Origin of the sequence: Luteimicrobium xylanilyticum, from assembly GCF_009429125.1 — a bacterium.
GTDB classification, from domain to species: Bacteria; Actinomycetota; Actinomycetes; order Actinomycetales; family Cellulomonadaceae; genus Luteimicrobium; species Luteimicrobium xylanilyticum.
Window position 1 is genome coordinate 3,218,151 of sequence record NZ_CP045529.1, and the last position, 17,917, is coordinate 3,236,067.

General features: G+C 73.6%; 17 protein-coding genes and 1 tRNA gene. 9 read left to right on the forward strand and 9 right to left on the reverse strand.

The annotated features are described in order from the left end of the window. The first annotated feature begins 26 nt into the window (after positions 1–26). The 3 genes from KDY119_RS14240 to KDY119_RS14250 all read left to right on the forward strand — a co-directional run bounded on the left by KDY119_RS14240 (position 27) and on the right by KDY119_RS14250 (position 2,397). A complete protein-coding gene (locus KDY119_RS14240; RefSeq protein ID WP_036947162.1) occupies positions 27–482 on the forward strand; it encodes an SRPBCC family protein in 456 nt (151 codons plus the stop codon). Then, a complete protein-coding gene (locus KDY119_RS14245; protein ID WP_036947165.1) occupies positions 482–925 on the forward strand; it encodes a MarR family winged helix-turn-helix transcriptional regulator in 444 nt (147 codons plus the stop codon). The genes KDY119_RS14240 and KDY119_RS14245 overlap by 1 nt, the downstream gene beginning before the upstream one ends. A 230-nt stretch (positions 926–1,155) precedes the next feature. Further along, positions 1,156–2,397, forward strand: a complete 1,242-nt coding sequence (locus KDY119_RS14250) for an ATP-binding protein (RefSeq protein WP_036947169.1) — start codon at positions 1,156–1,158, stop codon at positions 2,395–2,397. 12 nt (positions 2,398–2,409) lie between these two features. On the opposite strand, the gene KDY119_RS14255 is transcribed toward KDY119_RS14250, so the two are convergent. From KDY119_RS14255 to KDY119_RS14280, 6 genes are all read right to left on the reverse strand, one after another. Beyond that, on the reverse strand, positions 2,410–3,852 hold the full coding sequence (locus KDY119_RS14255; RefSeq protein WP_153022456.1) for a family 20 glycosylhydrolase: 1,443 nt from the start codon (positions 3,850–3,852) through the stop codon (positions 2,410–2,412). A 77-nt stretch (positions 3,853–3,929) separates the two neighbouring features. Next, positions 3,930–4,349, reverse strand: coding sequence for a DUF4190 domain-containing protein (locus tag KDY119_RS14260; protein ID WP_051136254.1), 420 nt, complete (start codon positions 4,347–4,349; stop codon positions 3,930–3,932). Further along, complete coding sequence (locus KDY119_RS14265; RefSeq protein WP_036948452.1) at positions 4,346–5,164, reverse strand: Nif3-like dinuclear metal center hexameric protein; 819 nt, start codon at positions 5,162–5,164, stop codon at positions 4,346–4,348. The genes KDY119_RS14260 and KDY119_RS14265 overlap by 4 nt, the downstream gene beginning before the upstream one ends. A 10-nt stretch (positions 5,165–5,174) precedes the next feature. Beyond that, positions 5,175–7,040 (reverse strand): glycoside hydrolase family 3 protein, encoded by a 1,866-nt coding sequence (locus KDY119_RS14270; RefSeq protein WP_153022457.1) that lies wholly within the window; start codon positions 7,038–7,040, stop codon positions 5,175–5,177. Next, the gene (locus tag KDY119_RS14275; RefSeq protein ID WP_227994360.1) at positions 7,037–9,346 is read right to left on the reverse strand and encodes a glycoside hydrolase family 3 C-terminal domain-containing protein; all 2,310 of its coding nucleotides are present in this window, start codon (positions 9,344–9,346) and stop codon (positions 7,037–7,039) included. The genes KDY119_RS14270 and KDY119_RS14275 overlap by 4 nt, the downstream gene beginning before the upstream one ends. Positions 9,347–9,386: 40 nt before the next feature. Beyond that, on the reverse strand, positions 9,387–10,373 hold the full coding sequence (locus tag KDY119_RS14280) for an MFS transporter (protein WP_083890629.1): 987 nt from the start codon (positions 10,371–10,373) through the stop codon (positions 9,387–9,389). A 476-nt stretch (positions 10,374–10,849) separates the two neighbouring features. Between KDY119_RS14280 and KDY119_RS14285 the strand changes: the two genes are divergently transcribed. Continuing rightward, entirely contained in the window at positions 10,850–11,494 is a 645-nt protein-coding gene (locus KDY119_RS14285; RefSeq protein WP_051136257.1) for a TetR/AcrR family transcriptional regulator, read from the forward strand. Positions 11,495–11,839: 345 nt separating this feature from the next. Here KDY119_RS14285 and KDY119_RS14290 read toward each other — a convergent pair. Further along, positions 11,840–11,912 (reverse strand) — tRNA-Ala (locus tag KDY119_RS14290). Between the two features lie 447 nt (positions 11,913–12,359). Between KDY119_RS14290 and KDY119_RS14295 the strand changes: the two genes are divergently transcribed. Next, entirely contained in the window at positions 12,360–13,313 is a 954-nt protein-coding gene (locus KDY119_RS14295) for a helix-turn-helix domain-containing protein (RefSeq protein WP_036947178.1), read from the forward strand. Between the two features lie 24 nt (positions 13,314–13,337). Here KDY119_RS14295 and KDY119_RS14300 read toward each other — a convergent pair whose 3' ends face one another. Both KDY119_RS14300 and KDY119_RS14305 read right to left on the reverse strand, forming a co-directional pair. Next, positions 13,338–14,534: a hypothetical protein gene (locus tag KDY119_RS14300; protein WP_153022458.1), complete on the reverse strand. Its 1,197-nt coding sequence runs from the start codon at positions 14,532–14,534 to the stop codon at positions 13,338–13,340. 39 nt (positions 14,535–14,573) lie between these two features. Continuing rightward, positions 14,574–15,236 carry a GNAT family N-acetyltransferase gene (locus KDY119_RS14305; RefSeq protein ID WP_227994688.1) on the reverse strand — a complete coding sequence of 221 codons (663 nt, stop codon included), beginning with the start codon at positions 15,234–15,236 and terminating at the stop codon, positions 14,574–14,576. Positions 15,237–15,385: 149 nt separating this feature from the next. On the opposite strand from KDY119_RS14305, the gene KDY119_RS14310 reads away from it, so the two are divergent. The 4 genes from KDY119_RS14310 to mscL all read left to right on the forward strand — a co-directional run bounded on the left by KDY119_RS14310 (position 15,386) and on the right by mscL (position 17,908). After that, a complete protein-coding gene (locus KDY119_RS14310) occupies positions 15,386–16,024 on the forward strand; it encodes a 5-formyltetrahydrofolate cyclo-ligase (protein WP_036947187.1) in 639 nt (212 codons plus the stop codon). Positions 16,025–16,090: 66 nt separating this feature from the next. Beyond that, the gene (locus tag KDY119_RS14315; protein WP_036947190.1) at positions 16,091–16,438 is read left to right on the forward strand and encodes an FmdB family zinc ribbon protein; all 348 of its coding nucleotides are present in this window, start codon (positions 16,091–16,093) and stop codon (positions 16,436–16,438) included. Between the two features lie 126 nt (positions 16,439–16,564). Next, complete coding sequence (gene cpaB, locus KDY119_RS14320) at positions 16,565–17,356, forward strand: Flp pilus assembly protein CpaB (RefSeq protein ID WP_194174241.1); 792 nt, start codon at positions 16,565–16,567, stop codon at positions 17,354–17,356. Between the two features lie 78 nt (positions 17,357–17,434). After that, positions 17,435–17,908, forward strand: a complete 474-nt coding sequence (gene mscL / locus KDY119_RS14325) for a large conductance mechanosensitive channel protein MscL (protein WP_036947200.1) — start codon at positions 17,435–17,437, stop codon at positions 17,906–17,908. The last annotated feature ends 9 nt before the right edge of the window (positions 17,909–17,917 follow it).

Sequence of the window (17,917 nt, forward strand, 5' to 3'; positions counted from 1 at the left end):
TGATCTACGCGCGTACTATCTCTCGTATGTGGACCTTCGAGCACACCGCACCCACCACCGCCTCCCCCGACGCCGTGTGGGCCCTGTGGTCCGACGTGGGCACGTGGAAGGCCTGGAACGCCGACATCATGGCCATGGACCTGCGCGGCCCCTTCGCCTCGGGCACGGCGTTCACCATGAACCCCGGCCGCGAGGACGCCGTCGAGCTCGTCCTCGCCGACGTCGTCCCGGGTGAGTCGTTCACCGACGAGGCGCGCTTCGGCGACCTCGTCCTGCGCACCACGCACCGGATCGAGCACGTCCCCGGTGCAGGGTCCGACGATCCGGGGCCCGACGGCGCAAGGCCGGGTCTCCGCGTCGTCTACCGGATGGAGATCTCCGGCCCCGGCGCGGACGAGGCGGGTCCCGAGCTCGGCCCGCAGATCACGTCCGACTGGCCCGAGACGATCGCCGCACTCGTCGCACTGGCCGAGGCGCGCTGATGGCCCTCCGCCCCGGCGAGAGCCCCGGCTTCCTCCTGTGGCACGCGACCCTGCGCTGGCAGCGCGACGTCACGGCCGCGCTCGCACCGCTCGACCTCACGCACGTCCAGTTCGTCCTGCTGGCGTGCACGTGGTGGCTCCAGACGCACGGCGAGCATCCCAACCAGGTCGCCGTCGCGCGCCAGGCGGGCACGGACTTCCGGATGACGTCGCAGGTCGTGCGGGCGCTCGAGGCCAAGGGGCTGCTGGTCCGCGACCCCGACCCCGCCGACGCGCGGGCGCGGCTCCTGCGCGTGACCGACGCGGGTCTCGCGCTCGCCCCGCGCGCGGTCGAGGCCGTCGAGGCCGTGGACCGGGCGTTCTTCGGGGCGGACGCCGAGACCGCGACCGACCTGTTCCGCAGGCTCGCCCGGCCTGACGACGTCGCCCACCTCGAGGGCTGACATCGCCCGGAAGCTTCAGAAGCTCGTGCGGGAGCCTTGCGAGCTTCTGACCGCTCGCAGCATCGAGTGGTGCACGTCAGATGCCGACGACGCGGGGCTGAGTCCGAGCTGCACGCGAGCGGCCAGTTCCGACTTTGAACACCGGCTGGTGCCGACTTTTTATGGCGGCCGATTCCGACTTCCAGTGGCGGCTGATTCCGACACGAAGGTAGCCTGGGCGGGTGAAGGACATGGTCGCACGTCGCCTGTCACCCCTCGTCCGCGCGCGCGCATCGAACACTCCCGTCCTCCTTCTCGAGGGACCACGCGGGGTCGGGAAGTCAACGCTCCTGGCCGGACTGGCCGCCGACTCCGCCGCCGTGGTCATCGACCTCGACAGAGAGGACTACCTCCAGCTCGCCCGGAGCAGTCCGTCGACGGTGGTCGGCGAGGACCCGCCGGTGCTCATCGACGAGTACCAGAAGGCGCCCGCCCTGCTGGACGCGATCAAGGCACGACTGAACCGCGAGACCCGGGCCGGCATGTTCGTCCTCGCCGGCTCGGCGAGCTACGACGCGCTGCCACGAGGCACGCAAGCGCTGACAGGACGACTCCAGAGGCTTCCGGTCATGCCCTTCACACAAACCGAGATCGACGCGACGCGCAACGAGCTCATCGCTCGCGCGTTCGACGGGGACGTTCAGCACAGCGCCCGACCTGCGACCACGTCACGCGACGAATACGTCGAGCGCGTGATGCGTGGCGGGATGCCTTTGGCGCTCACCCAGCCCACGGAGGCTGACCGATCGCGCTGGTTCGACGCGCACGTCCGGCAGTCGATCGACCGAGATGCCCGCGAGCTCCGACGCATCGGAAGGAAGTCCGACCTCCGCGACGTCCTGATCCGTACGGCAGGACAGACGGCGGGCGTCCTCAACGTCGCGAAGGTCGCCTCCGACGTCTCACCTTCGTGGGACACGACCGCGGCGTACATCGAGCTTCTCGAGTCGCTGTTCCTGGTCCAACGGCTGCCCGCCTGGGGCCCGACCGTACTGCCGCGAAGCATCGAGTCGCCGAAGATTCACGTGGTCGACTCCGGTGTGGGCGCACATCTGCTGCGGCTCAGCGCCGCCAAGATGCGACGCCTCGACCCGTCGGCACTTACGGAGTTCGGCCACCTGCTCGAGTCCTTCGTCGTCCAGGACGCCATCCGCCAAGCGACCTGGATGGACGACCCCGTCACGGCCGGCCACTGGCGCACTAAGGACAACGTCGAGGTCGACCTCGTGCTCGAGCGCTTCGACGGCGCCGTCGTCGCGATCGAGGTCAAGGCGGGTGACCACGTCAAGCGGAGCCAGCTCTCCCCACTGGTGGCTCTCCGCGAACGCCTGGGTGCCTCGTTCGCCGCCGGGATCGCCTTCTACCTGGGCGCCACCGGGTATGAGGCTGACGACCGAATCCATGTTCTGCCCGTCGAGCGACTCTGGACCTGAGCCCGGGAGGCGCTACGCCCAGTCGACGCCCGGGCTCGCGTGGAACGTGAGCCCGCGCTCGCGCCACCCGGCCGACTCGCGGGAGACCCGCGACGCGAAGTCGTCCCACGACCGCGCGTCGGCGGGCGTCCACGCCACCTCGGCCGACGCCGCGAGCCGCGGCAGCAGTCGCATGAAGAGGGTGTCCTCGTCGGGGATCCGCTCGCTCCAGATCGCGGCCTCGACGCCGACCACCGCGTCCCCGTCGACCCCCTCGACGGCCGCGTCGGGCTCCCAGTCGTAGGAGTCGCGCAGCTCGACGGGCGGCATGGAGGCGCCCCAGTCCTGGCCGCGCACGTCGTCGGCGTCGTACTTCATGTCGAGGTAGACGCGGTCCGCGGGCGACAGGAGGATCTTGGCTCCGCCGTCGACCGCCCGCCGCAGCGGCTCGGTGTCCTTGCGGGTCTCCCAGTACTGCACGACCGTGCCCGCGGGCAGCTCGGCCTCGGCTATCTCCTGCCAGCCCACGACCTTCTTGCCGGCCGCGGTGACGACCTCGTGCGCGAGCAGGACGAACCGGCTGTACTCCTCCGCGCCCAGCGTGAAGACCTCGTCGCCGCCGATGTGGACGTACTCGCCCAGTGTCGCGGCGGCCATGTCGCCGAACACGTCGCGCAGGAACGGCTCGGTCCCCGGCAGGTCGAACGACAGCTTGCTGAACCCGACCTCCTCGCCGCCGAACCGGTCGGTCGGCTCGCCGCCCGGCACCAGCTCGCCGTACGCGTGCGTCGCGGCGTTGGTGTGGCCCGGCATGTCGAACTCGGGTACGACCTGAACGTAGCGCTCGGCCGCGTACTCCTGCAGCCGGCGGAACTCGTCCATCGTGTAGAACCCGCCGACCCCGTCGCCGATCTCGCCCTTGCCCGAGATCTCCGTGAGCAGCGGGCGCGACGGCAGCTCGAGCCGCCAGCCCTGGTCGTCGGTCAGGTGCAGGTGCAGCACGGACAGCTTGTAGCGGGCCATCTCGTCGATCACGCGCTCGACGACGTCGGGCTCGAAGAAGTGCCGCGCCACGTCGAGGGAGAGGCCGCGCCACGCGTACCGCGGGGCGTCCTGCACGACGACGGCCGGCAGGACTGTGCGGCCCTCGCCGTCGGTGGTGGCGAGCTGGGCGAGCGTGGTGAGGCCCCGGAACAGGCCTTCGGTCGTCGGCGCCGTCACCGTGGCGCCGGCCGGTGCGACCTCGACCGTGTACCGCTCGGGCGACGTGGCGTCGTCGGGCCCGGCAGCGTCGTCGAGCGTGAGGACGAGCGCGGGGCCCCCCGAGGTCTCCCCCGCGGGGCCCAGCAGGTCGCGGGCCACGGTCGCGAGGCGCTGCTCCTCGGCGGACGGCCCGGCGACGACGCGCAGACCGTCGAGCGGCAGGCTCCCGTCGGTGGTCCGGACCTGTGCGGGGAGCGGGACGAGCGGGGGCATGCGAATCCTTTCGACCGAGCGTGAAGCACCGATGCTCTCACGGCCTTGTCACGTGCGTGTGACGACCGCTGCACCTGTCAGGTGGTGATGCCCGGGACCTCGACGGTCGTACCGCCGTTCAGGCCGTGCGCACCGAGGAACAGCGCGACGGCGAGGACGAGGAGCACGATCGTGGCGCCCGCGATCGCGACCCCGGCGATCGCGAAGCCCCGGCCCCGCTGGCCGGTCCGCTTGATCTGCCGCAACGCCACGAGCCCCAAGACCAGCGCGACGACCGATCCGACGCCCCAGAGCCACACGAGCGACAGCACGAACGACGCGATCGCGAGCCCCGACATGGGCGCCTGGACCGGGTACGGCGGGTAGCCGTAGCCGGGATACGGCGGGTACCCGGGCTGGGGCGGCGGGTAGGCGCCGTAGGGCTGCTGCGGCGCCTGCGGCTGCGGCTGCGGCTGGACGTACGGTCCGCCGGGCTGCGGCGGGTACGGGTCGCTCATGCCGGGAGTATGGCACCGCCGAGGGTCCGGTAGGGGTCGGTCGCGGGGAGGAACTGCACGGGGATCTCGGGGACGACGTCGCGCAGCCAGCGGGCGGCCTCGGCCATGCCCTCCTGCTCCGACGGCACGTGCCCGACGACGACCAGCCCCTTGGCGATCCCCGCCGCCTCCAGGTCGGCCGCGTAGGCGCCAGTCTCCCACTCGTGCCCCTCCCCGATCACGGCGACGTCGACGTCGTCGCGCTGCAGAAGGTGCCGGTTGCGCTCGAAGCCGCGGAACCCGAGATCGAACCCGACCCCGGACACGGACAGCGCCGGGTCACCCACGAACCGGAGCGCCCGCGCCCCCAGCGCGGACGCGACGTGCGCGGCGAGCTCGCCGAGCGTCGTCGGCTCGAGCGCGTAGACCCCGGCCGCGCCGGGGACCTCGCGGCCCGTCCAGCCGAGCGCGCGCGCGGTCCCGTCGTCGACGCCGTCGGGCCGGCGGTCGTGCCACGCGTCGTGCAGGTGCCAGACGCGCAGCCCGTGCTCGGCGACGAACGCCGCCTTGGCCCTGTAGACGGGGTCGTCCTCCGCAGCGAGGCGTGGTTCGGCCTCGTTGCGGTGGTCGTAGTAGAGCGGCTCGTGCGTGATCACGAGGTCGAGGCCCTCGTCCGCCGCGCGGCGCAGGACGTCGAACGTCGCCATCATCGTGACCGCGACCCCGGACACGGAGGCGAGCGGATCGCCCGCGAGGAACGTGTCGACCGTGTCCGGGCGGCGTGCAACCCCGACGCGCTGGGTGATCCGGTCGACGACGTCCTGCGCACTCGGCATGGCGCCCACCCTAGACGCGGCCGAGCCCGTGGCCCGCACGGAACAGCGGGTGGGCGGTGTCGTGAGCGACGTCGGGCCGTGACTCGACGACGGCGGCCATCGACGACGGCAGGTCGAAGGGCAGCCGTCCGCGGGCCGGCTCGGCACCGGTCAGCGCGTCGAGAAGCGCCTCGCCGGACGCCCCGTACTCCGCGACGAGCGACGCCGCCCGCCCGACGAACGGGGCGAGCACCGCGGGCCGGTCGAGGTAGACCGCAAGGACGGTCGGCACGGCGTCGCAGACCGCGAGGACGCGCTCGACCTCGGCGGCGGGGAACTCGAGCGACCCGGCGTGGAAGAGCTGCTCGAACCCGGGACCGCGGTCCTCGAAGGGCGCCGTGAGCCGCAGCACCGCGACGTCCGCCTCGGCAGGGGTCGCGACGGGCTCGCCGTACCCGGCGACGACGTCGGCAGGCACGCCTTCCGCGTAGACCCGGAGGCCGCGCGTCAGGGGAAGGTGGGCGGCGCCGTCGGGCGCGGAGGTCAGCACGGTCACCGCGGCCGACTGGGCCGCCCGCCCGGCGGCTCGCGCCTCGGGCGTCCCGACCAGCCGCGCGGCCGCCTCGACGGCGACGTACCGCTGCTCGTCGAACAGGCCCAGCAGGAACTTCTCTCGCAGCAGACGACGGACCGACACGTCGAGCCGCTCCTCCGGGACGCTCCCGTCGCACACGAGGTCGACGACGATCTCCGGGCACGCCTCCCCGCCGAGCTGGTCGCAGCCCGCGTCGAGGATCGCGGCGACGCGCTCGTGCCGCGACAGGCGCTCGACGCCCCACGCCCGCGCGGGGAACGGGCGGCCCATGATCTCGGCGTCGGACACGAGGCCCCAGTCGGTGCACACGACGCCCTCGTAGCCGAGGGTCTCGCGCAGGAGGCCCGTGATGATCGGCCGGTTGAAGCCGAACCCGACCTGGGGCACGGGCCGCCCGTCGACCTCGAGCCCGACCGGCATGCCGTAGTACGGCATGAGCTGGCGCGTGCCCGCGGCGATCACGGCGCGGAACGGCTCGAGGTGCTCGGCGAACCGCCCGCCCGGGTACACCTGCTCGCGCCCGTACGCGAAGTGGGGGTCCTCGCCGTCGAGCTGGGGGCCGCCTCCCGGGAAGTGCTTGGACATCGCGGAGACGGACGCCGCCCCGAACGCGCCGTCGAGCCCTCCCTCCCTCGCGACCGCGCCCGTCCCCTGCAGCCCGTGGACGTAGGCCACGCCGAGCGCCGTCGTGAGCGCGACGTCCTCGCCGAAGGTGCCCGACGCGCGGGCCCAGCGCGGCTCGGTCGCGAGGTCGACCTGCGGGTGCAGGGCCGTCCGCAGCCCGGTCGCCACGTATTCGCGGCGCACGGTGTCGGCGAACCGCTCGACGAGGTCGGGGTCGCCGATCGCAGCCAGGCCGAGGGTCTCCGGCCACTGCGAGAACGGGCCCGCCGCGAGTGCGGCGAGCGGGTTGTCGCTGAACGCGTGCCGCGGGTCGCTCGCGATCGTCACCGGGATGCCGAGCCGGGTCGAGGCCGCAACCTCCTGGACGCGGTTGTGCCAGGCCGCGAGGTCCGTGGCGGTGCCGGGGGCACCGAGCACGTTGAGGTGCGTCATGTGCTTCTCGACCACGTACTCGTGGACGCTCGGCGTCCCGAAGACGGCGTCCGGCTCAGCCAGGGTGCCACCCTCGCCGACGGTCACCATGTCCTGGAACAGCTGGCCGGCCTTCTCCTCGACGGTCATCCGCGCGAGGAGGTCGTCGAGCCGCTCCTCGACCGGGCGGGACGCGTCCTTGTAGGGCGCGTCGTCGGGCACGGGCGCGATGACGTCGGGTCGCCCGGCCTCGGCCGCCGCGGTCATCGGGCACCCGCCCTGTACGCGGCGTCGGCCTGCGCGGCAAGGGTCTCGAGCTCGGCCTCGGGCACGGGGAACCCGGGGAACCGGGCGATCCGGCGCAGCGGGATCGCCCGCATCATCTCGCCGACGCCGGGTGCGAAGAACATCGCCGCCGCGCGTGGCTCCGCCTCGAGCTGCGCCCGTAGTCCCGGCCCCGCGACGGGGTGCGCGAGCCACGCCTCGACGGTCGAGTCGACGGTCAGCTCGGGCACGACGACCTCGCCGGCGAGCTCGATCTCGGCTACGAGCCGCACGTCCCGCGACGACGCACCCACGCGGATCCCGAACCGTCCCGGCTCGACGACCCACCGCGCGACCTCGGGGTGCCAGAACTGGAAGGCGCGGGCGTCGAGCTCGACCTGCACCCGCTCCGTCGCCCCCGCGGCGAGCTCCACGACGCCGAAGCCGCCCAGCTCCTGGACGGGGCGGAACACGCTCGACTCGGGATCGGTGACGTACACCTGGACGACCTCGTTGCCCGCGCGCTCGCCCGTGTTCTTCACGGTGAGGGCGACGCGCACGCGCGGGGTGGGACCGTCGTCGAGCACGTCGACCGCGAGGTCGGAGTACGCGAACGTCGTGTACGACAGCCCGTGCCCGAACGGGAACGCGACCTCGAGGTCCCGCGCGTCGTACCAGCGGTAGCCGATGAGGAGGCCCTCGCCGTAGCGGACGTGGCCGGCCTCGCCGGGGAAGTTCCCGAGCGCGGGGTTGTCCTCGTAGCGCAGCGGGAAGGTCTCGGCGAGCCGCCCGGACGGGTTGGCGCGGCCGAGCAGCAGGTCGGCGACGGCGTCTCCGCCCGCCTGCCCGAGCAGCCACGTCTCGAGGATCGCGGCGGCCCGGTCGCGCCAGGGCGCGACCTCGACCACGGACCCGTTGCTCAGCACGACCACGACCCGCGCACACTCCTCAGCGAGCACCTCGAGGAGCGCGAGCTGCTGGGCCGGGAGATGCAGGTGCGTCCGGTCGAAGCCCTCCGACTCGTAGGCGTCCGGCAGTCCGAGGAACAGCAACACGACGTCGGCGTCGCGTGCGGCGGCGAGCGCCTCGTCGCGCAGGGCGGCGGTCTCGGCGGCCGGGGCGTCGTCGTCGAGCGGGTAGCCCGCGGCGAAGACCAGGCGCTCGCCGAGCGCGTCCTGGAGCGCGGGCAGCGCTGCGTCGACCCGGGTCGGCGTGACCTGCGACGAGCCGCCGCCTTGGAAGCGCGGAGTGCGGGCGAGCTCGCCGACGACCGCGACCGTGCCCGACGACGCCGGGTCGAGCGGCAGCACGCCGTCGTTCTGCAGCAGCACCGCGGAGCGGGTGGCGGCCTCGCGGGCGAGGGCGTGGTGGGCGTCGAGGTCCGCGGTGCCGCGGTCGGCGAGCGCCGGCTGCGACTTCGCGACGAGCTCCAGGACGCGCGTGACGGCGACGTCGACGTCCTCGAGGGACAGCTCGCCCGCGGCGACGGCGTCGAGCACGCGCTGCGTGCCGAGCCCGCCCGACGACGGCATCTCGAGGTCGAGGCCCGCGTGCACGGCCTTCTCGCGGTCGAGGACGGCACCCCAGTCGGACACGACGACGCCCTCGAAGCCCCACTCGTCGCGCAGGACGTCGGTGAGGAGCCAGCGGTCCTGCGACGCGAAGACGCCGTTGATGCGGTTGTACGAGCACATGACGGTCCACGGCTGCGCCTCGGCGACGACACGCTCGAACGCCGGCAGGTAGATCTCGCGGAGGGTGCGCTCGTCGACGTCGGCGGACACGCTCATCCGGTCCGTCTCCTGGTTGTTCGCGGCGAAGTGCTTGAGCGACGTGCCGACCCCTTGGCTCTGGACGCCCTTCACGAAGGCCGCCCCGACCGTGCCCGCGAGCCGGGGGTCCTCGGAGAAGTACTCGAAGTTGCGCCCGCAGAGCGGCGAGCGCTTCATGTTGACGCCCGGGCCGAGGACGACGGACACGCCCTTGGCGCGTGCCTCCTCGCCGATCGCGGCGCCCACGCGGGCGAGGAGGTCGACGTCCCAGGTCGAGGCGAGGGCGGCGGCGGGCGGGAACGCGACGGCCGGGTCGGCGGCGAGGAGACCGAGGTGGTCGCCGTCCTCGGCCTGGGCGCGCAGGCCGTGCGGGCCGTCGGACAGCCAGATCTTGCCGATGCCGAGGCGCTCGACGGGCGTGGTGCGCCACACGTCGGAGCCGCCGAGGAGGGCGGCCTTCTCTTCGAGCGTGAGCTGCTCGACGAGCTCGGTGACGTCGGGCACGTCGGTGGTGGTCGGGTCGGTGGTCGTGGTCACGGGGTGACGCCTCTCTGCGAGCGGGTGGAGGGGGCGCGGCTCAGCGCGCGCCGCGGATGAACAGGGTGCTCACGGCGCCGAGCGCCGCGATGACGGCGGCGACGACGAACAGCGCGGCGTAGTTGTCGCCGCCCCCGATCGCGAGGAACGCGGGCGCGACGGCCGGGGCGAGCGACTGCGGGAGGGCGTTGGCGATGTTGAACACGCCCATGTTCTTGGCGGCCTCGGTCTCACGGTTCGGCAGGACGTCGGTCACGAGCGCGAGGTCGACCGCGAAGTAGGTGCCGAGGCCGGCGCCGAACAGCGCGGCGGCGCCGTAGAGAACGTTCGGGGACTGCGCGACGGCGAACACGACGAGCCCGGCGGCGGCGAGCACGGTCGACGTCACGACGAACACCTTGCGGCGGCCGGTCCGGTCGGACAGCATGCCGCCGACGCTCGCGGCGACGACGAGGCAGAGCGCGTTGACGACCATGAGCCGGAGCTGCCAGCTCAGGGCCGCGGCGTCGTCGAAGCCGAAGCGGTCGAGCAGGTAGTAGACCTGGTACGTGTTGTAGGACGCGAAGGCGAACAGCAGCAGGAACCGGCCGGCGAACGCCCAGCCGGAGTCGGGGTGCTTGCGGGGGCTGACCCAGAACCCCTTGACGAAGGCGCCGAGCCGGAACGTCCCGACGTCCTCCTTCGCGAGGTGGCGGTCGCGCAGCACGGCGACGAGCACCAGCACGCCGGCGAGTCCGAGCAGCGTGGGGATGACGAACATCCATGCCTGGTTCAGGTGGGCGGCGGTGAAGACGTAGGCGAGCGCGACGCCGACGAGCGGCGCGACGTTCTGCGCGATCCCGAGGTAGCCGGACACGCGTGCGCGGCGGTGCTCGGGGACCTGGTCGGGCAGGAGCGCCTGGAGGGCGGCCTGCGTGCCGTTGAACGCGGCCTGGGCGATCGCCCAGCCGACGACGACGACCGCGATGCTCGGCGCGAACGCGATCGTGAGCAGCCCCACCGACCCGAGCAGGGAGCCCCACAGCAGCCAGGGCGGCGCATGCCGAGCCGCGACGTCGTGCGATCCGAGAGCGCGCCGGCGAGCGGGTTGGCCACGAACGCGAAGAAGGCACCGACTCCAGTGACGAGAGCCAGGTCGCCGGCGCGGGCCGACTCGCTCGACAACGCGTCGACCTTGAGCGCGAGCGTGCTCACGACGGGGGTCAGCAGCGCGACGTAGAGGGTGAAGAAGGCCGCGACGTAGGCGATCTCGAGGGCGCGGCCGCTCCGAGGCGGGTGGCTCGCAGGCTCTGTGCCCGCTCCCGACGGCGCAGGCAGGGTCGGGGCGCTCGGCCGCGCGGTGTCCGCGCGGTCAGGCCGGGGTTCGACGGTGCTCGTCATGGTGAGGACTCCTGTGTCCGTGCGGCCCGGTGCGGCCGCGTCAGCGACGACGGTAGCACCAATACCGACCGCGCGGTCGGTTTTCACCTGTCGAGGCGCTGTGAGCACGGCTAGGGTGAGCACGTGCCGACGCCGACCACCACCCCCGCCACCCCCCGCCCTACGAGATCACGTGCGGGCGGGTACGCGAAGGGACGAGCCCGGCGCCTGCAGATCATCGACGCCGCCACCGAGCTCTACGCCGAGCAGGGGTACCGCGGCACGTCGCTGCGGGACGTCGCGGCGCGTGCCGGGCTCTCCCACCCGGGCCTCCTGCACCACTTCCCGACCATGGAGGCACTGCTCCTGGCGGTCCTCGAGCACCGCGACGCCGAGGACGTCGAGCGGTTCGCGCTCGCCGAGGCCCACGGCGTCGAGGCGCTGCAACGGCTCGTGGAGCTGGCGGAGTGGAACCAGGCCCGGCCCGGCATCGTCGAGCTGTTCGTGGTGCTCTCCGCCGAGGCGACGGCCCCCGACCACCCCGCCCACCCGTACTTCACACACCGGTACGAGCTGGCGGTCGCGACCACCACGCAGGCCTTCGTCGCGGCTCGCGGGGCGGGCCGGCTCCGCGACGACGTCGACCCCGACGTCGCCGGCCACCGCGTGGTGGCCCTCATGGACGGGCTGCAGGTCCAGTGGCTCTACCGGCGCGACGCCGTCGACATGGCAGCGGAGCTGCGGGACGCGATCGACGGACTGCTGCTCGAACCGCTCCCCCGAGCCTGAAGCCCGCGCCGACGAGCTACATCTCGTGCTCCCAGCCGCCACGCGTGTCGACGTCGGCAGCGTCGGCGAGCACCCCCCAGCGCAGCCGCGTCCGCGGCAGCGAGCTTGATGCCCGGAGCCGCGCCAAGCCGTCGACGTGATCGCGGCAGCCGCGCCCTGCTCCTGGCCGATCCGGGTCAGCTCGTGGGCCAGGGCCGCGACCTCGGGCAAGATCCGGTGGTCGACCTGCTCACAGCCTGGGCCGCGACGGAAGATCACCTCGACCACGCCCGGGAGTCCGGCCCAAGGCCGGGCTCCCGGGCATGAAAAAGGGCCGCTGACCTGAGTCAGCGGCCCTTCCGAGGGTGGAGCTAGGGGGATTCGAACCCCCGACCTTCTCATTGCGAACGAGACGCGCTACCAACTGCGCCATAGCCCCTCGAGCGGGCACCAGAGTAGCACCCCACGGGGGGTGGAGTGGAAATCGGTGACGCACCGACGCCGGGGCGCGCGGGGGTCCGGGCCGGTGTCTCATCGGCGACGAAGCGCGCGACGGGGCTGTCGTCCCGCCACCCGGGGTCGACGGGTGGCCGCTCGCGCGAGGACCGGATGGCGGCGAGCTCGACGGGGTCGGGGACGTCGTCGCCGTCGGCCCAGGCGCCGCGGGGCACGGGCGGGGTGGAGCGTCGCCGCCCGACGACGTCCCACCGGGTCCCGCGCAGGAGCAGCACCGCGACGGACCCGACGAGGCCGACTGCGACGACGAGCGAGAAGACGAGTTCAAGGACCTGTTCCATGCCTCCACCGTCCGCCGCGGACGACGACGCGACGAGTGGCAGTTACGACACCCCTCGACAACATCCTGCCAACGCTCTACCGTCGGAGGATGCTGCGCAGCGTGGGCGCCGTCGTGGTCGACGGCCTGTCGATGTTCGAGTTCGGGATCGTGTGCGAGGTCTTCGGGATCGACCGCACCGAGGACGGGGTGCCGAACTTCGACTTCCGCATCTGCGGCGCCGCACCGGGCCGGCCCGTCCGAACCAAGCTGGGTCTCGACCTGGTGCCGTCGTTCGGTCTCGACGCGCTCGACGACGTCGACCTCGTCGCCGTCCCCGCGACCACGATCCACCGTGGCCAGGATCCAGCCGTCCTCGACGCGCTCCGCCGCGCGGACGAGCGCGGCGCCCTGCTCCTCAGCGTCTGCTCCGGCAGCTTCCTGCTCGCGGAGGCCGGCGTGCTCGACGGTCGCAGGGCCACCACGCACTGGATGTACACCGACAAGCTGGCCCGCGAGTACCCCGAGATCACCGTGGATCCGGACGTCCTGTTCGTCGACGACGGCAACGTCGTCACGAGCGCGGGGACCGCGGCCGGCATCGACGCGTGCCTCCACCTCGTGCGGCGCGAGCTCGGCAGCGAGGTCGCGAACATCGTCGCGCGACGCATGGTCGTGCCACCGCAGCGCGAGGGCGGCCAGCGCCAGTTCATCCCGCAGCCCGTCCCGCCGTGCGACGACGACTCGCTCCGCGAGGTGCTCGAGTGGGCCACCCAGCACCTCACCGAGTCGCACACCGTCGCGAGCCTCGCGGCGCGCGCATTCATGTCGCCCCGCACCTTCGCGCGGCGCTTCACCGCCGAGACGGGCACGACGCCGGGACGCTGGCTCACCACGCAGCGTGTCCTGCGAGCCCGTCACCTCCTGGAGACGACCGAGCTCGACCTCGAGACCGTCGCCCGCGAGTCGGGGTTCGCGACGGCCGCCCTGCTGCGCCACCACTTCCGGAACGTCGTGGGAAACACGCCGTCCGGGTACCGCGACGCGTTCTGCCCTGCGGCCTGAGCCGCGGCAGGTCCGAGCGGCCGGCTACTCGCCGACGGCGCGGCGCCGCGCGAGGATCGCGTCGAGCGACAGCCCGAGAGTCTCGGTCGTGGGACGCGGCTCGTCGCCCGCGGCGGGCACCGGCGCCGGAGCCTCCTGCGACGACGACGTCCCGTCCGACGCGCTCTCCGCGGCCTCGGCCGCACGCCCCGTCCGGAGCTCGGCGGGCACGCGCACGCGCCCGGGGGCGGCCATCGGCGCGAGCTCCTCGGCGGACACCGGCGCCGGGGTCGGCTCCGGCAGCGGCTCGGGGAGGGGCGGACGCGGCGGCGTCCCCGCGGTCGGCTTCATCGTGTACGTGGGCGGCGGCACGGGGACCGGCTCCCACGTGGAGCTCTCCTCCCGGGCCGTCGGGTCGGCCTCGGGACCGCTCACGGAACGCTCGGGCGCAGGCGTCGTGGACGGGCCCTGCGCCGTCGGGCGCTCCGACCGGTGGCTCCGTCGGGCGGCTGCCCGCCGCGCGCGGTCGATGTCCTCCGCGGTGATCCGCGGGATCATCTGGGTCGCGGTCTGCGACGCCTGGACGGCGTGCCCGGTCACCCGGCGGCGGTCGCCGCGGGCCGTATTCCGTGGGGCGAGCGGGCTCCCGAGGGCCTGGCGGCGCGCGTCGAGCGCCCGACGACGCGCGGCATCGAGCCTGGCCTGGTCGGCTCGCCGGGCCGCGACGACGGCGCGGCGCCCGAGCGCGAGCACCCCGGCCAGCAGCACCACCGGGACGAGGAGCACGGGCCACGGCAGCGCACCGAACCCGGCGAGCACGCCGACGAGCGCGGTCGCCGCCACGAGCGCGAGGGTGAGGAGCATGCGCCGGCGAGCGGCCGCGCGTCGGGCGTCGGAACGGGCAGCGGGTGCCGGTCCGAGGGCACGGCGGGGCTCGGTGTCGCCCTGCGACTCGTCGACGCTCATGTCCCCCGCCTCCTCACGACCTCGGATCCCCCGCGTCTCGTGCACGCTCATCGCGAGCAGCGGGACGCCACCCGTGACGACCGGCCCTTCGGCCGCCAGCGCGACGTCGGGCCCTTTCCGCCCGGCGACCGCGAGCACGCGCAGGCCGCCCGAGAAGCGGTCCGCCGTCCGGGCGTCGGCGACCTGCTGCCGCATCCCGACCCGCAGGGGCACGTAGTACGCGAGCCAGGCAGCGAACAGCACCACGGCTGCCGGCCCGGCCCACGATGTCGTCACTGTTCGACCGTAGGCGAGCGCCGACGCCCGACGGCGGACTCACTGCGGCGTGTCGCCGCGCCGACCTGCGGCGTCGGTCGTGCTCCAGGTGGCCCGCCAGCGCGCGAGGAGACCGTTCGGGACCTCGTCGGCGGTCACCGCGAAGCTCCGGTGGTCGCACCAGCGCCCGTTGATGTGCAGGTAGCGGCGGCGCAGCCCCTCGTCCCGCAGCCCCAGCTTCTCGACGACCCGCAGGCTCGGCGCGTTCTCGGGACGGATGTTGACCTCGACGCGGTGCAGGCCGAGCGCGGTGAAGCAGTGGTCTGCGGTGAGCGCGACGGCCGTCGGCGCGATCCCGCGGCCCGCGACGTGCTCGGAGACCCAGTAGCCGATCGTGGCGGAGCACAGGGAGCCGTAGGTGATCGACGACGCGGTGAGCTGCCCGACGAGCTCGCCGCCGTACTCGATGGCGAACGGGAGCGTCGTCCCGGAGCGCGCCTGCGACGCGAGCAGGCGCACGTACGCGCCGAACGTCGGCGCGGCGCCGCGTGGCGGGCGCGGCGACGTGGCCTCCCACTGTCCGAGCCATGCGGCGTTCCGACGGCGCAGCTCCATCCAGTCGTCGACGTCGCCCCGCCGCAGCGGCCGGAGGACGACCTCGCCGTGCGGGCCCAGGCCGCGCAGCACCACGGGCCACGGACGTCCCGGGGTGACCGGTCTCAGCGGCACACGGCACCGCCGCGGGGGTCGAAGGTCATGCGCAGACACTAGCGCTCCGCGCGGGGTCGCCGTGGCGGTTCGTCCGAAGTGTTCCCGCGCGTTGATCGCCCCGGATCTGCGTCCTCGTCGGTTCCGTTTGTCACAATGTCCTCATGACGTCCGGCAGCGCGCAGCCTTACCCACCGGCCACCGGTCTCGAACCGGAGGACGCGAAGGAGGCGCTGCGCCGAGCGATCCGCACGGTCCGCGAGGTCCGCTCCGAGCGCCTGCGCCGCGAGGCGGCGGAGGCGCTCGCCGACGTCGTCGAGACGATCCCCGAGGTCAAGGAAGCCCGGTGCGTCGCGGTGTACGCGGCACGGCCGGCCGAACCAGGGACGATGCCCCTGATGGACCGGCTCGCGGAGCGCGACGTGCGCGTCCTCCTCCCGGTGCTCGGCACGGGACTCCAGCGCAACTGGGCGGAGTACGCCGGGCGCGACGACCTCCGGGTCCGCGCCCCCGGCCGTCCCCCCGAGCCCGGCACGCCGGAGCTGCCCGCGGAGGCCGTCGAGGAGGCCGACGTCGTCCTGGTGCCCGCGCTCGCCGTCGACACCACGGGGATGCGCCTGGGCCAGGGCGGCGGCTGGTACGACCGGGTCCTCCACCACACCCGCCCGGGGACGCGGGTCGTGGCCATCGTCTTCCCGGAAGAGGTCTACGACGCGACCGACCGGCCCCTGCCGTCGGAGTCGCACGACCAGCGCGTGCAGGCCGTCGCGACGCCCGAGGGGTGGCGCGAGCTCGGCGTATGATTAGCACTCGGATCATCTGAGTGCCAGCCGGCGGCGAGTCCGTCGGTCCCCCCGAGGAGTGTCACCGTGCCCACCTACGCCTACCGCTGCGCCGACTGCGGCCACGCGTTCGACATCCAGCAGTCGTTCTCCGACGACGCCCTGACCGTCTGCCCCGAGTGTGGCGGCACGCTGCGCAAGGTCTTCTCGGCCGTGGGCGTCGTCTTCAAGGGCTCCGGGTTCTACCGCAACGACTCGCGGTCCTCGAACGGCTCGAAGAGCTCGTCCTCGACCGGTTCGACCACCCCGTCCAAGAGCACGACGGACGGCGCCGGCTCGAGCTCGTCCTCGTCGACCACGCCGAGCAGCACGCCGGCGAGCTCGGGCACGACCGGGTCGTCGACGTCGAGCGCCTCGACCAAGGCCGCGTCCTGACCTGACGGGAACCGGCCGCACCGCCGGTCCCGGACGCCGACGCCGGCCCTGTGGACGGCGCGCCCGGTACACAGCCGGCGTTCGCAGCCGACCACCCGGGCGGCGCCGACGCCTAGCGTCGCGGACGTGCCCCTCCGCAGCCACCGCTCCGCCGACGCCTCCACCACGCCGACCGGGCCGCCCCGCCGGCGCGACGCCGGACCGGGCGTGCTCCGGTCTCGCGTGGCACGTGCCTTCTGGCGGGCTCGCTTCGCGATCGCCGCGGTGTGCCTGGGCCTCGCCGCCGCCCTCGTCGTCGGCGCGCTGCGTCCCGCTCCCCCGGCCACCGTGCCGGTGCTCGTCGTCGCGCACGACGTCGCCGCCGGCACGCCGCTCGACACCCACGACGTGCGCGTCTCCCGGGTCCCGACCGCTCTCGCCCCGCAGACCGCGTACCGCGAGCCCGACGACGCAGCGGGCCGGGTCGCCTCCGTCGCCCTGGCCGCCGGCACGGTCGTGACGCCGGGGCTCGTCGCCGCGGGTGGCGTCGCGGCGACCGCGCCGAAGGGGCGCGTCGTCGTCGCCCTGAGCCTCGGAGACGACCCGGCCGCCGCGTTGGTCGGACCGGGCGACCACGTCGACCTGCTCGCCTCGACGACGGACGGCGCGACCGACGAGCCGTCCGGCACCGACACGAACGACACGGGCGACACGGGCGGCGACGCTCCCGAGCGCCGGGAGCGGACGTCGTCGTACCTGGCACGCCGCGCACTCGTGCTGCCCCAGGCGCAGGCGGAGCACGGCTCCGGCGGCGGGCTGCTCGGCGGCGACTCCACGGCGACCGCACCGACCATCGTCGTGGCCGTCACCGCGAAGGAGGCGGAGGCCATCGCCGGCCGACCCGACTGGGCCCGGGTGACGGCGGTCCTGGTCCGCTGAGCCCTTCGTCTGGAACTGCGCGGCTCCGCGTGCTTGGATGGTGCCCCACGGCAACAGACCAGAGGGGAACCTGGCCCGATGCGCAACGTCTTCAGCGGCTTCCGAGACTTCATCCTGCGAGGCAACGTCGTCGAGCTGGCCGTCGCGGTCGTCATCGGCGCCGCATTCACGGCCGTCGTGAACGCCGTCGTCCAGTGGTTCATCAACCCGATCATCGGCGCGATCTTCGGCAAGCCGAACTTCGACGACATCTGGGACATCACGCTGCGTCACGGAGCGAAGGCGGACGGGTCCGAGGACTCGGTCATCAGCGTCGGTCATCTGCTCACCGCCGTCGTGAACTTCGTGCTCATCGCGGCGGCGATCTACTTCCTCATCGTGCTGCCGATGAACAAGATCAACGAGCGCCGCAACCGGAACAAGCCCGCCGAGGAGACCCCGGTGGCGGACGACGTCCAGCTCCTCACGGAGATCCGCGACCTCCTCGCCCAGCAGCAGCGCCCGGGTCAGCACCCCGGTCAGACCTCGGGTCAGCCCACCCCGGGGCAGTAGGCGGACGAG

Coding starts and splice junctions, on each gene's coding strand:
- KDY119_RS14240 (WP_036947162.1), top strand. CDS start 27: ATGTGGACCTTCGAGCACACCGCACCCACCACCGCCTCCCCCGACGCC.
- KDY119_RS14245 (WP_036947165.1), top strand. CDS start 482: ATGGCCCTCCGCCCCGGCGAGAGCCCCGGCTTCCTCCTGTGGCACGCG.
- KDY119_RS14250 (WP_036947169.1), top strand. CDS start 1,156: ATGGTCGCACGTCGCCTGTCACCCCTCGTCCGCGCGCGCGCATCGAAC.
- KDY119_RS14255 (WP_153022456.1), bottom strand. CDS start 3,852: ATGCCCCCGCTCGTCCCGCTCCCCGCACAGGTCCGGACCACCGACGGG.
- KDY119_RS14260 (WP_051136254.1), bottom strand. CDS start 4,349: ATGAGCGACCCGTACCCGCCGCAGCCCGGCGGACCGTACGTCCAGCCG.
- KDY119_RS14265 (WP_036948452.1), bottom strand. CDS start 5,164: ATGCCGAGTGCGCAGGACGTCGTCGACCGGATCACCCAGCGCGTCGGG.
- KDY119_RS14270 (WP_153022457.1), bottom strand. CDS start 7,040: ATGACCGCGGCGGCCGAGGCCGGGCGACCCGACGTCATCGCGCCCGTG.
- KDY119_RS14295 (WP_036947178.1), top strand. CDS start 12,360: ATGCTGCGCAGCGTGGGCGCCGTCGTGGTCGACGGCCTGTCGATGTTC.
- KDY119_RS14310 (WP_036947187.1), top strand. CDS start 15,386: ATGACGTCCGGCAGCGCGCAGCCTTACCCACCGGCCACCGGTCTCGAA.
- mscL (WP_036947200.1), top strand. CDS start 17,435: ATGCGCAACGTCTTCAGCGGCTTCCGAGACTTCATCCTGCGAGGCAAC.